14 protein-coding genes are annotated in these 12404 nt (G+C 72.2%); 6 read left to right on the forward strand and 8 right to left on the reverse strand.

What is annotated here, in order from left to right:
* Nucleotides 1-44: 44 nt before the first annotated feature.
* From AB0J39_RS20300 to AB0J39_RS20310, 3 genes are all read right to left on the reverse strand, one after another.
* The gene (locus AB0J39_RS20300; RefSeq protein ID WP_363466832.1) at nucleotides 45-998 is read right to left on the reverse strand and encodes a D-2-hydroxyacid dehydrogenase family protein; all 954 of its coding nucleotides are present in this window, start codon (nucleotides 996-998) and stop codon (nucleotides 45-47) included.
* Between the two features lie 94 nt (nucleotides 999-1092).
* Nucleotides 1093-2088: an aldo/keto reductase gene (locus AB0J39_RS20305; RefSeq protein WP_363466835.1), complete on the reverse strand. Its 996-nt coding sequence runs from the start codon at nucleotides 2086-2088 to the stop codon at nucleotides 1093-1095.
* Between the two features lie 185 nt (nucleotides 2089-2273).
* Nucleotides 2274-3167, reverse strand: coding sequence for an MBL fold metallo-hydrolase (locus tag AB0J39_RS20310; RefSeq protein ID WP_363466838.1), 894 nt, complete (start codon nucleotides 3165-3167; stop codon nucleotides 2274-2276).
* Nucleotides 3168-3292: 125 nt separating this feature from the next.
* On the opposite strand from AB0J39_RS20310, the gene AB0J39_RS20315 reads away from it, so the two are divergent.
* Complete coding sequence (locus AB0J39_RS20315) at nucleotides 3293-3718, forward strand: MarR family transcriptional regulator (RefSeq protein ID WP_363466840.1); 426 nt, start codon at nucleotides 3293-3295, stop codon at nucleotides 3716-3718.
* A 138-nt stretch (nucleotides 3719-3856) separates the two neighbouring features.
* Here the strand turns inward: AB0J39_RS20315 and AB0J39_RS20320 are convergent, their stop codons facing one another.
* From AB0J39_RS20320 to AB0J39_RS20335, 4 genes are all read right to left on the reverse strand, one after another.
* The gene (locus tag AB0J39_RS20320) at nucleotides 3857-3991 is read right to left on the reverse strand and encodes an SDR family oxidoreductase (protein ID WP_363466843.1); all 135 of its coding nucleotides are present in this window, start codon (nucleotides 3989-3991) and stop codon (nucleotides 3857-3859) included.
* Nucleotides 3992-4098: 107 nt separating this feature from the next.
* On the reverse strand, nucleotides 4099-4704 hold the full coding sequence (locus AB0J39_RS20325; RefSeq protein ID WP_363466845.1) for a CBS domain-containing protein: 606 nt from the start codon (nucleotides 4702-4704) through the stop codon (nucleotides 4099-4101).
* A gap of 11 nt (nucleotides 4705-4715) precedes the next feature.
* Nucleotides 4716-5852: a CapA family protein gene (locus AB0J39_RS20330; RefSeq protein WP_363466848.1), complete on the reverse strand. Its 1137-nt coding sequence runs from the start codon at nucleotides 5850-5852 to the stop codon at nucleotides 4716-4718.
* 79 nt (nucleotides 5853-5931) lie between these two features.
* Nucleotides 5932-6744 (reverse strand): methyltransferase domain-containing protein, encoded by an 813-nt coding sequence (locus AB0J39_RS20335; protein WP_363466851.1) that lies wholly within the window; start codon nucleotides 6742-6744, stop codon nucleotides 5932-5934.
* 108 nt (nucleotides 6745-6852) lie between these two features.
* Here AB0J39_RS20335 and AB0J39_RS20340 point away from each other — a divergent pair, with 108 nt between their 5' ends.
* Genes AB0J39_RS20340 through AB0J39_RS20350 form a run of 3 tightly spaced genes read left to right on the forward strand, consistent with a single transcriptional unit; the run spans nucleotide 6853 to nucleotide 10091 of the window.
* Nucleotides 6853-7806, forward strand: a complete 954-nt coding sequence (locus AB0J39_RS20340; RefSeq protein ID WP_363466854.1) for an ATP-dependent DNA ligase — start codon at nucleotides 6853-6855, stop codon at nucleotides 7804-7806.
* 36 nt (nucleotides 7807-7842) lie between these two features.
* Nucleotides 7843-9459, forward strand: a complete 1617-nt coding sequence (locus tag AB0J39_RS20345) for an MFS transporter (RefSeq protein WP_363466856.1) — start codon at nucleotides 7843-7845, stop codon at nucleotides 9457-9459.
* Nucleotides 9460-9476: 17 nt separating this feature from the next.
* Entirely contained in the window at nucleotides 9477-10091 is a 615-nt protein-coding gene (locus tag AB0J39_RS20350; protein WP_363466859.1) for a helix-turn-helix domain-containing protein, read from the forward strand.
* A 5-nt stretch (nucleotides 10092-10096) separates the two neighbouring features.
* Here the strand turns inward: AB0J39_RS20350 and AB0J39_RS20355 are convergent, their stop codons facing one another.
* Entirely contained in the window at nucleotides 10097-10921 is an 825-nt protein-coding gene (locus tag AB0J39_RS20355) for an SAM-dependent methyltransferase (RefSeq protein WP_363466862.1), read from the reverse strand.
* A 118-nt stretch (nucleotides 10922-11039) separates the two neighbouring features.
* Here AB0J39_RS20355 and AB0J39_RS20360 point away from each other — a divergent pair, with 118 nt between their 5' ends.
* Both AB0J39_RS20360 and AB0J39_RS20365 read left to right on the forward strand, forming a co-directional pair.
* On the forward strand, nucleotides 11040-11417 hold the full coding sequence (locus AB0J39_RS20360) for a VOC family protein (RefSeq protein WP_363466865.1): 378 nt from the start codon (nucleotides 11040-11042) through the stop codon (nucleotides 11415-11417).
* 112 nt (nucleotides 11418-11529) lie between these two features.
* Nucleotides 11530-12404: hypothetical protein (locus AB0J39_RS20365; RefSeq protein WP_363466868.1), on the forward strand; the 875-nt coding region annotated here is incomplete at its 3' end.

Below are 12404 nucleotides of genomic sequence, written 5' to 3' on the forward strand. Positions count from 1 at the left end.
GGCTCGGGCGCGGTGGTGTCGGCGCAGCTTCGCGATCGAGTGAGTCAGGTCAGCACGCGAAGCGGGCTGCCATCGAGGAAGGCGCCGATGTCGGCCACGGCGTCACGGAAGAACGTGGCGTAGTTCAGCTCGCTGACATAGCCGAGGTGCGGCGTGGCCAGCACGTTCGGCAACGTACGGAACTCATGGCCGGCGGGCAGCGGCTCCTGCTCGAACACGTCCAGGCCGGCCCCCGCGATCCGCCCGGCGCGCAGCGCGGACGCCAGAGCGGACTGGTCGACGATCGCCGCCCGCGAGGTGTTGACCAGGTAAGCGGTGGGCTTCATCAACGCGAGTTCCCGTGCGCCGACGAGCCCGCGTGTTCGGTCGCCGAGCACGAGGTGGATGGAGAGGACGTCGGAACCGGCGAGCAGGGCGTCCAGGCCGGGGGCCGGCCGCGCGCCGCACTCCTCGGCCCGCTCGCGCGTCAGGTTCTGGCTCCAGGCCAGCACCTCCATGCCGAACGCCCGCCCGAGCGCCGCCACCTGCGACCCGATCCGGCCGAGGCCGAGCAACCCGAGGGTCCGTCCGTGCAGGTCGGTGCCCAGGGTGTGCTGCCAGGGGCCACCGGTGCGCAGCGCGGTCGCCTCGGGCACCAGGTGGCGGGCCAAGCCGAGGATCAGCGCCCACGTCAGCTCGACCGTCGAGGTCCAGCCGCCGCCCGTGCCGCACACCGTGACGCCCCGCGCCCGCGCCGCCTCCAGGTCGATGGCGGCGTTGCTCATGCCGGTGGTGACGAGCAGCCGCAGGTGGGGCAGCCGGTCGAACACCTCGGCGGGGAACGGCGTGCGTTCCCTCATCGCGACCACGATCTCGCAGTCGTGGATGGCGGCCACGAGGTCGTCGGTGCTCGTGAAGTGCTCGCGGAAGCTGGTGGCCCGGACGCGGGACCAGTCCGCCAGCCCGAGCGCCACCCCCTGGTAGTCGTCCAGCACGGCGCAGCGAAAATCAGTCGGCATGACGAAATCCTGATCTAGAGGGAGGAAAGTAGCCGGTCAGAGTTCCGGGAGGCGATGCCGCCCGTGCTCAAGCGGCGAGGGCGCGTGAGTATGGTCACAGCCGGGACCGAGGTGAACGCTCCAGCGTGCGCATGCCGGCTTCGTCGTGGGTGTCGCCGACGGCTGGAGGGAGGTTGTCGAGCTTCTCGATCTGTTCTGCGGTCAGTTCCACGGCGTCGGCGGCAGTGTTCTCCTCCACGCGTGCCACGCGCTTGGTACCGGGGATGGGAGCGATGTCGTCGCCCCGGGTCAGCAGCCAGGCCAGGGCGATCTGCGCCGCGGTCGCACCCGCCTCGGCGGCGATGGCTTCGACCTCGTCGGCGATGCGCAGGTTGTGTTGGAAGTTCTCGCCGGTGAAACGCGGCATACTACTGCGCAAATCGGTGTCGTCGAAGCCGCCGGTGGAGCGGATCTTCCCGGTGAGGAAGCCGCGTCCAAGCGGGGAGTAGGGCACGAAGCCGATGTTCAGCTCGCGCAGCAGCGGCAGCACCTGCGCCTCCGGATCCCGGGTCCACAGGGAGTACTCCGACTGGACGGCAGCGATGGGGTGCACGGCGTGGGCGCGGCGGATCGTCTCCGGTCCGGCCTCCGACAGGCCGATGTGGCGGACCTTGCCCTCGGTGACCAGGTCGGCCAGCGCCCCGACGGTGTCCTCGATGGGCGTGTTCGGGTCGACCCGGTGCTGGTAGTACAGATCGACGTAGTCGGTGCCCAGCCGCTTGAGCGAGCCTTCGAGAGCGATGCGGAGGTTGGCCGGGCTGCTGTCGAGATGCCCTGGCCCGCCGTGCGCATGGGAGATCATGCCGAACTTCGTCGCCACCACGACCTGGTCGCGGCGGCCTCTGAGCGCCTTGCCGAGGAGTTCCTCGTTGATGTACGGGCCGTAAACCTCGGCGGTGTCCAGGAACGTCACACCCAGCTCCAAGGCCCGGTGGATGGTGCGGATCGACTCGGCGTCGTCCGTGCCGGCACCCGTGTAGGCGTAGGACATCGAGACCAAGCCCAGGCCGATACGGGAGACATCTAGATCCCCCAGCTTGATGTGCTTCATAGCAGTTCTACTTCCTTTCGCGATTTGTACGATCTGCTGGGCGCCGCGAACGCCTCCGCCGCTCGTCGCCACCACTGCCGTCGATGGACGGGGCAGATGCGGTCGGGATGACGCATGGAGGGTTAGAGCGCGAGGAGCGTCGAGACCAGACCTGCGGCGGAGGCGATGAGCCGGGCGGCGGACGGTCAGGCGACGGGGACCCAGGTGAACCGGCCGTCAGGGCGGCGCCCGGCGCGTCCGAAGACCACGTCGGCGAAGTGGCAGCCGTAGCCGATGGTGTCGGGACGGCTCAGCTCGCGAACCAGGCGGCGGCGGTTCTCGGCGGATTCGGCGGGGTCGTGGTCGAGCACGCAGCCCCATTCGGGGTGGGTGACCTGGACCGGCGCGTGCATCGCGTCGCCGAACGCGATGAGCCGCCGGTCGCCGCCGGTGATTGTGTACATGGTGTGGCCCACGGTGTGTCCCACCGCGAACGAGGCCCGCACGCCGGGGAAGATCTCCTCGCCATCCTCGACGGTACGAACGCGGGGTGCGAAGGTGGCCAGACGGTCCCCGGTCGCCCCGCCCTCGGCGGCCAGGTCGCGCCGTTTCCATTCGGGCGCCGCGACGAAGTGGGTGGCGTGCCCGAACGGTTGCGTGTCGGTGCCGGGCACGGCACTCCAGGCCCAGCCCAGGTGGTCGGTGTGCAGGTGGGTGATGGCGACGGCCTCGATCCGGCTCGGCTCGAGGCCCAGCCGCCGCAGACCGTCAAGCAGCGCACCGCCGGAGATGCTTCCCAGCAGCGGGTTGGCCGGGTCGTCGGGGTGCGACTCGGGTCCGAACCCGGTGTCGATGAGCAGCGCCCGGTCACCCCGCTCGACCAGCAGCCCGCCTATGCCTGCGACCAAGAAGCCGCCGTCATCGAGGTGATCGCGGTAGGCCCCCCAGTCGGCGTCGGCGGCGTCGGGCAGCCAGCCACGCGGTTTGAGCCGAGCCAGGCCGTCCGGGACGTGGGTGATCGTCAGGTCGCCCAGCTGGAGCGAACGAACGCGCGGTTCGCTCGTCAGCCGTACGCGATCGAACTCGGTCGTCGTGGCCATGTGGTCCCACCTCGTGCTCGGAGAGGCGCCGCCGGACGGCGGCACGAGCCAAAAGCTACAACTCGAATATCTCTAGTTGCAACTATATAAGTTGCAATAAACGTAGATCGTAGTAAACTCATGAGATGGGCACCGAGCGCGAGACCCGATCCCATGCCGACCGCCAGCTGTGCGGCCTGGTCAAGGGCCTGGCCAATCAGATCGAAGTCCACCTTCGGGTTCGGGCGGCCACCCTCGGGCTGACCGCCTCACAGGGCACCGCGCTGTGCGAGCTGACCCGCCCCATGACCCTGCGCGAACTCGCCGAACGGATGAGCTGCGAGCCCTCCAATGCCACCTTCGTCGCCGATCGCCTCGAAGAGCAGGGCTACCTCGAACGCCATCCACACCCCGACGACCGCCGCGCCAAGCAGCTCGTCCTGACCCCCAAGGGCACCGAACTCCGCGAACGCCTCCTCGAGTTGGTGCTCCAGGACTCCCCCCTGGCCCCTCTGGCCCCGGAAGAGCAGGACGTCCTGCACCGCCTCCTCACCCGCGCCCTGATCCGCTGACGGGAGCCGCCGGGGGCGAGCCGCGAATCCCTGGCCTGGACCTTCGACCGCTTCCGAAGCACGGTCCGCGGCATCGCTCTCGTCCGAGACGACTGCCCTATCCGCGGAGACCTCCCTCATGAGTGCGGGTAAGTGCGGTCACAAGGCCTTGACCTGGCCGCCGTCGATGGTGAAATCAGCGCCGGTGGTGTTGGCGGAGCGGGCCGAGGCGAGGAACAGCACCAGGTCGGCGACCTCGCCGGGCTCGGTGATCCGGCCGGTGCTGATGCCCATGCTTTGCGGGACGACCTCGTCAAGCACCCGCTCGGGGGTCACTCCGGCGCCGGCGGCGATCGATTGCGGCTTACGTGGTCCGTTTGCGCCGAGGAGAGTGGACGGAGCTAGCTCACCAGGCCCTCGGGGAAGACGACGTCGGCCACGCCGGGGACGGTACGGGCGACCAGCTCGGCGATGCGGGCCGACCGCTCGTCTCCCGCGCCGTGCAACTCGACCACGCCGTCGCGCACGGCCGCGCCGAAGGACGCCGTGTCGGCGCAGTCGCGCAGCGCCGCGAGCACGTCCTCGCGGATCCGCTCGTCGCCCTGGGCCAGCAGGCCCATCAGGTCGCGCCGGCTGACGATCCCCACGAGTTCGTCGTCGCGCAGGACGGGGACGCTCTTCACCCCCGTCGTGATCATCAGTTCGACCAGGTCCATGGTGTCGGCGCCGTCCCCGACCGTGGCGACACGCGGCGTCATGACCTCCTCGACGAGTGCGGCCGGCCTGCCGGTGGGCAGGGCCTCGGGGCGCAGGAACGCCCGGGGGTTTGCGCCGAACTCGCCGCGCAGCAGGTCCATCTCGCTGACGACGCCGACCATCCGCCCGGCCGCGTCGACCACCGGCGCGGCCGTGATGTCCTGCTCGTACAGCAGGCGGACGGCCTGCTTGATCGTCGCGGTGCGCCTGACCGTCACCACCGGCGTCGTCATGATCTCGCGGACCAGCATGTGACCACCTCCTACGCGGCCGGTGCGAGGGCGAGTGTGCCGCCGGGCGCCGGTCCGACCCGCGCGCCGAACTCCCGGCAGATCCCGTCGAGCGTCGCCAGCAGCCACTCGCGGTCCTCACGGCGGGCGTGCCGCAGCCGCATCCGCACGGCCCGCATCGGCGCCATCCGCAGCTCCAGCAGCCGTCCCGGCGCGGCATCGGCCGTCGCCTCGACGGTGACGAAGTACAGCAGCCGCAGGTCGTCGCGGTACTCCTCGTAGCCGGTGATGCCCTCGTAGTCGTCGATGAAGTCGCCGCAGCCGTAGAGGATCAGCCGGTCCCGGTACACCTCCACCGGCCGGGGATGGTGGGAGGAGTGGCCGTGGACGAGGTCGACGCCGCCCTCGATCAGCGCGTGCGCGAACTCGACCTGGTCGTCCCCGACCTCGTAGCCCCAGTTGGACCCCCAGTGGACGGAGACGACCGCGATGTCCCCCGGCTGCTTGACCTGCCGTACGCGCCGGACCGTCTCCGCCGCGGCGTCGCGCGTGGGCTCGGGGAGATAGGCGACGCCGGGCCGGTCCCGGGCCGCCGCCCAGCCGCCGGGGACTCCGCTGGACGGCATCGCCACCGCGAACACCAGGACCCGTCCGCCGCCCGGCAGGGCCACGACCGCGGGCCGCCACGCCTCGCCCTCGTCCCGTCCCGCGCCCGCCTGGTCCAGCCCGGCCCCCGCCAGCGTGTCCAGCGTCTCCGTGAGCCCGGGTACGCCGAAGTCGAGCACGTGGTTGTTGGCCAGCACGCACACGTCGGGCCGGGCCACGGCCAAGGCAGTGATGTTGGCCGGATTCATCCGGTAATGCACCTGCTTGCCGGGCGCGAAGTCACGGCTGCGGGTGACACTCGTCTCCAGGTTCAGCACGCGTACGTCGGGGGCGGCCTCGTCGAGCACCTCAAGTGCGTCGCCCCAGGGCCAGGAGTAGCCGGTCGGGCGCGGGATCGGGCCGTTGGCCGCCTCCGCCAGTTCGACGTACTCCCGGGCGTCCCGGACGCACGACTCCTCCAGCGCGGGGTCGCCCGGGCGCGGGAGGATCTGGTCGACGCCCCGCCCCAGCATGACGTCGCCGCACAGGAACAGCGTCACCGGGTCCCCCGCCGCCGACCGCATCTCTACCCCTCCTCGGGCAGCACACGGCAGCCAGTCACACCTCCATCCTGCCCCCTGGCTCCCGGCGGGCGCGGCCGGGTCAGGTCACGCGGCAGAGGATCTCGCCGTGCAGGACGCTGAACCAGCCGTCCTCGCTCGCGGCCCATTCCCGCCAGCCGTCGGCGATCCGGCCCAGGTCGTCCCGCGTGGCGTGGCCGCCCTCGATCACACGCTGGGCATAGGAGGACTGCACCGTGCGGTCGGCCCACAGGCCGCCCCACCAGGCCCGCTCCTCGGGGGTGGCATAGCACCAGGTGGCCGACGACGAGGTGATCTCGGTGAAGCCCGCCTCCCTCGCCCAGGCGCGCAGCCGGCGCCCGGCGTCGGGCTCGCCGCCGTTGGCGCGGGCCACCCGGCGGTAGAGGTCCAGCCAGTCGTCCAGGACCGGGATCCGCGGATACCACACGAAACCGGCGTAGTCGGAGTCGCGGACCGCCACGATCCCGCCCGGCTTGGTCACCCGCCGCATCTCGCGCAGCGCGCCCACCGGGTCGCCGACGTGTTGCAGGACCTGGTGGGCGTGCACGACGCAGAAGGACGCGTCGGGGTAGCCGAGCGCGTGCACGTCGGCGGTCGCGAAGCCGACGTTGCCCAGGCCGCGTCCCTCCGCCTCCCGGCGCGCCTGCTCCAGGACGCCCGGCTCGCTGTCGACACCGATCACCTCGCCCTGCGGCACCCGTTCGGCCAGGTCGGCGGTGATCGTGCCCGGGCCGCAGCCGACGTCCAGGATCCGCATGTGGGGCTTCAGCTCACCCAGCAGGTACGCCGCCGAGTTGGCGGCCGTACGCCAGCGGTGGGAGCGCAGAACGGACTCGTGGTGGCCGTGGGTGTACACGGCCGTTTCGTTCGCCATGTCGGCCACGGTTTCATACGTCTCGCTATATGAGCAAATATGTCTCATATATTGAGCTGAGTCCCGCAGGCGTTGATTCCGGCGGCCGGTCGCGGGCATGGTGATCGGATGACCAGCGATGAGGTTCGCGACGGAGTCACGCTGACCAACCTCGACCAGCCCCTGTTCGACGGCGCGGGCGCGACCAAACGCGACCTGGTCGACTACCTGGACGCGGTCCGCGACCGCGTCATCCCGGTGCTGCGCGAGCGCCCGCTGTCCGTGGTGCGGGTGCGGCAGGGGCAGGCGCCGTTCATGCAGAAGAACGTGCCCTCCTACGCCCCGGACTTCGTGCGGACGGTCACCCTGTGGGCCGAGTCGTCACAGCGGCGGGTGTCGTACGCCCTGTGCGACGACCGGCGCACCCTGCTGTGGCTCGCCAACCAGCGGGCGGTGGAGTATCACCCCGCCCTCGTCCGGGCCGGCGAGTGGGACCGTCCCACGCATCTCGTGCTCGACATCGACCCGCCGTCGGCCGAGGCGTTCCCGCGGGCCGTCGCCGCCGCGCGCCTGGCCGGCCGGGCGCTGGCCGACGCAGGCCTGGCGGGGGCGGTGAAGACCAGCGGCGCCAAGGGCCTGCACGTGTTCGTACCGCTGGAGGCGCACACTCCGGAGGACGTCGCCGCGGCCACCCGCGCGCTCGGCGTACGCGCGGAGCGTCTCGATCCCGCCCTCGCCACGACGGCGTTCATCCGGGAGGACCGGGGGGACAGGGTGTTCATCGACTCGACCCGGTCCGGCGGCGCGACCGTGGTCGCCGCCTACAGCCCGCGCGTACGGCCCGGCGTCCCGGTGTCGTTCCCGGTCTCCTGGGACGACCTGGACCGGGTCACGCCCGGCGACTTCACCGTGCGCACGGCGGCGGGCCTGCTGCGCGAGAGCGACCCGTGGGCCGCGCTCATGCCGGAGCCCCAGCGGCTGCCGCGCGACCTCATCGAGGAAGGCCACACCATCCCTGTCGCCCGCGTCCAGGCGATGCACGAGGGCAAACGGCGCGCCCGCGCCCGCCGCGCCACCTCCTGAGGAGTTTGGCGACACCGCGTTGCTATAGTTCGCGACATGTCGTCGCCAAACTCCCGCCAGAGCTGGCTCCCCCTGGTCGTGCTCGCCACCGGTGTTTCGATGGTCGTCATCGACGCCACGATCGTGAACGTGGCGGTGCCCGCGATCATCGCCGATCTGGGCCTCGGCGCCACCGACGTGGAGTGGGTCAACTCGATCTACTCCCTGATGTTCGCGGCGCTGCTCATCCCGTTCGGCCGGGCCGGTGACCGGTACGGCAGGCGCCGCCTGTTCGCCCTGGGCGTCGCGGTCTTCCTGCTGGCGAGCGTGCTCGCGGCGACGTCGGTGAACGGGCCCATGCTCATCGGCGTCCGGGCCGTGCAGGGGGTGGGGGCGGCGATGGCCGTCCCGATGACCCTCGCGATCATCAATCGCGTCTACGTGGGCCGCCGGCGGGTGATCGCCTTCGCGGTGTGGGGCTCCATCATCGGCGGCATGGCCGCCGTCGGCCCGCTGGTGGGGGGCTGGCTGGTCACCGACCACGGCTGGCGGGCCGCGTTCTGGATCAATTTGCCCATCGGCGCGCTGCTCCTGCTCGGCTCGCTACGGGTGCCCGAGTCGCGCGACGGCCACGCGGCGGGCGGCGATCTGGCCGGGCTCGTCCTCGCCGTGCTCGGCACGACCGGCGTCGTCTTCGCCCTGATCGAGGGCCAGAAGTACGGCTGGTGGGAGCCGCGGCGGACCGCCGACCTGTTCGGCCTGCGGTTCGAGAGCGTCTCCCCCGTGCCGTTCGCCTTCGGCGTCGGCGTCCTCGCGCTGGTCGCCCTCGTCGTGCGCGAACGGCGGCGCGAGCGCGCCGGGCGGCCCGTGCTCGTGGACCTGACGCTGTTCGAGCTGCCGAGCTTCCGCTACGGCGCGATGGCCGCGGTGATCGTGGCGCTCGGCGAGTTCGGCATGATCCTCGTGCTGCCGCTCTTCCTGCAGTCCGCGCTCGGCTACACCGCCTTCCGGGCGGGGCTCGTCATCGCCGCGCTGGCCCTCGGCACCTTCCTCGCGGGCGGGCTGGTGCCCCCGCTGTCGAAGAGGTGGTCCGCCCGGGCCATCGTGCGGATCGGCCTCGGCATGGAGGCCGTCGGCGCGGCCGGGATCGGCCTGTCCCTGTCTCCGGACATGGGTCCCTGGCGGCCCGTGCCGTGGCTGCTCCTCTACGGCGCGGGCATCGGCTTCGCCACCGCGCAGCTCACCGGCGTCCTCATGGCCGACGTGCCGGCCCGCCTGTCCGGAGGCGCGTCCGCTCTCCAGAGCACGGTCCGCCAGCTCGGCGCGGCGCTGGGCGTCGCCGTCCTGGGCGGGGTGCTGGTGGCCGGGCTCGGCTCGGCCGTCGAGCGCGGGCTCGCCGACCGGCCCGCGCAGGTGCGCACGAGTGCGGCACGGGCGGTCGAGGAGAGCGCCGGCGCCGCCATCCCCGCGCTCCGCGACCCGGTCGTGCACGCGGTGGCGGTCGAGGCGGCCGCCGAGGCGACCCGCAGGGTCACGTTCATCACGGCGCTGGCGCTGCTGGCCGGAGTCGGCGTCACCCTCCTGCTCCCCCGCACACCGGTCGTCCGGGACGAGCCGCCGGAGCGAATCGCGGCGGGCGGGCCGGATACTGGAGGTCGCGACCCGGACATGTAGGAACCCTGGAGGGGGAGATGCCGAGGATCAGCGCGGCGACCGTCGCGGATCACCGGGCCAACCAGCACGCCGCCCTGCTGGAGGCGGCGCGGGAGATCCTGGCCGCCGAGGGTGTGCACGCGCTCACCCCGGCGGCCGTCGGCGCCCGGATCGGCCTGGCCCGCTCCAGCGTCTACCGCTACTTCGCCTCCACCGCCGACATCCTGGCGCAGCTCGTGGAAGACGCCCTTCCCCGCTGGTCGGCCCGGCTGCGCGCCGCCATCGCGCCCTCCGCCGCGCCGGACGGCTCACTGCCCGCCAGGATCCGCGCGTACGGCAGGGCCGCGCTGGACTTCGTCGGCAGCCCCGACTACGCGCTGATCCCGGCGCTGCAGGCGATCGGGCTGCCGGGCGAGTGCCGGGTCCGGGTGGACGAGTTGCACGGCGAGCTGATCGCGCCGCTCGCCGACGCGCTGCGCGAGGCCGGGGCCGACCACCCCGCGCTACGGGCCGAGCTGGCGTGGGGCGTGCTGCGGGCGGGGGCCCGCCGCCTCATGCCGGACGTCGCGGCGCACGCCCCGGCGACCGTGACGGCGGACGCGGACGAGGTCATCGAGATCACCCTCGACGTGCTCACCCGCGCCCTGCGGTAGGACGCTCAGGGTTTGCGGCCGACGGCTCCCACGATGCCGGAGTGGCCCGGGTCCGTCGGCACGTCCCAGGGGACGTCGGGCCGCCACGCCTGCACCGGGACGAGGCCGGGCTCGATGATCTCCAGGCCGTCGAAGTAGGACGCGATCCGCGCCAGCGACCTGCCCGCGAGCCCACCGGAGGGGGTGGCCGAGTAGACCTGCCTGCTCGCCTCGACGACCTCTTCCTCGACGTCGCCCTTGTAGATGTGCGACAGCACCAGGTGGCCGCCCGGGACCAGCCGTTCGCGTATCTCCGCCACGATCCGGCCGGCCGCCTCGTCGTCGGTCACGAAGTGCAGCACCGACACCAGGAGGACGGCGAACGGCCGGGTGAAGTCGATGTGGGCCCGCACCGCCGGGTCGTCGAAGATGGCGCCGGGATCGCGCAGGTCACCGCGCATGACCATCGTGTCCCGGTTGTCGGCCAGCAACGCCCGCGCGTGCACCAGGACGACGTCGTCGTTGTCGACGTACACGACCCGCGATCCCGGGGCGTGCCGCTGCGCGACCTGGTGGACGTTCTCCTGCGTCGGCAGTCCGGCGCCGATGTCGACGAACTGGGTGACGCCCGACCGCGCCAGGTGCCGTACGGCCCGGCCGAGGAAGCCGCGGTTCTCCCGGGCGATCTCCCGCCCGTCGTTGCCCATCTGCCGGCCGATGGCGAGCATCTTCTCCGCGGCCTCCCGGTCGGCCGGGAAGTTGTCCTTGCCGCCCAGGTAGTAGTCGTACATCCGGGCGACGCTGGGGACATTGGGATCGATGCCCGCCGGTGCGTGTCCGAAGTCGTCCATGCGTCGCTCCTCGCCGATGGGATCGCTCCCACGGATACGAAATGGCCCTGAAGATCATCCCCCGAGATTCATCCCCGGGCAACGGGGCAGCGGCACGGTGACGATCCCAGGAGGACGCATGACCCCACGCCTGACCCTGACGGCGGCGGTGCTCAACGCACCCGACCCACGTGAACTGGCGCTCTTCTACCAGCGGCTGCTGGGCTGGCCGATCGGCACCGACGAGCCCGGATGGGTCACGTTGCGCCCGCCCGGTGGCGGGACGGGCCTGTCGTTCCAGACCGAGAAGCTCTACCAGCGGCCCGTATGGCCCGCGGAGCCCGGGGAGCAGCAGATGATGCTCCATCTGGACATCGAGGTGGACGACCTCGACACGGCCGGCGCCCACGCCGCCGAGGCCGGCGCGACCCTCGCCGACCACCAGCCGCAGGACGACGTGCGGGTCTACCTCGATCCGGCCGGGCATCCGTTCTGCCTGTGGGTCAGGACGGGCTGACCGTTGTCCGGATGATCTGGCGGCGAGAACGGCGGCCGGGTGAAAGCGGATTAATGCGGGCGACATTCCACGGACCGTGAGCATGTAACAACGCCTGGTCAGACTTCCGGACATGAGCGAACCGAGAAATGCCGCCGACGGGGGCGGCCACGCGTCTCCCGGCCCGCATCACCGGCGGTCCTGGCGGCGGGAGATCGCGGAGCTGGCCGCGCTCTTCCTCGCCGTCGGCCTCGCCCACGTGATCACCACTCTGCTCGGCCATCGGGACCCCGGTCCGGTGGTCCTCGTCGGTCTCGGCCTGGCGCTGATCCTCGGCTCCGCCGCGCACAGGCGGCTGTCGGCTTCGGGAGCCGTACGGCCGCGCGCCCGCGTCAGGGCCGAGCAGCCCACGAGCCTGTGGCGGGTGCGGGCCGGGGTCGCCGAGCGCCCCGGCCGCCTCGCCGCGCTCGCCGGGGCGTTCGCCCGGCTGCACTGCAACATCCTCGCCCTGCAGATCGCGCCCGCGGGCAGCGCGGCGATGGCGCCGGAAGGCTGCGACGCACTGGACGAGTTCATCGTCGAGGCCCCGGCCACACTCACGCCCCTCGACCTGTGGCGCGCGGTCGACCGGGCCGGCGGGGTGGCCGCCGTCGTCGTGCCCGCCCAGGTCAGGGACCTCATCGACCCCGGCATCCAGGCGCTGCTGCTGGGGCAGCGTGTCCGCGACGATCCGGGAGAACTGGTCGCGGCCATGACCGAGCTGCTGCGCACGGCCGACGTCGGGTGGCACGAGCCCGGCGGGCCGGCTCCCGAGGAGGGAGCGGCCGTGATGACCATTCCCGTGCACGCCGGCGCCGCGTTGGTGGCGCGGCGGCCGGAACTGCCGTTCACACCGACGGAGACGGCGCGGGCCGCCGCGCGGGCCGCGGCCGCCCCGCCGAGTGAAATGGGGGCCGAGTGGGGTGGTTCCCCCGACGAGTTGTGCGCCCCCCGCGGCGAGCCCGGCGG

Source organism: Microbispora sp. NPDC049633 (assembly GCF_040675265.1).
GTDB lineage: Bacteria > Actinomycetota > Actinomycetes > Streptosporangiales > Streptosporangiaceae > Microbispora > Microbispora maris.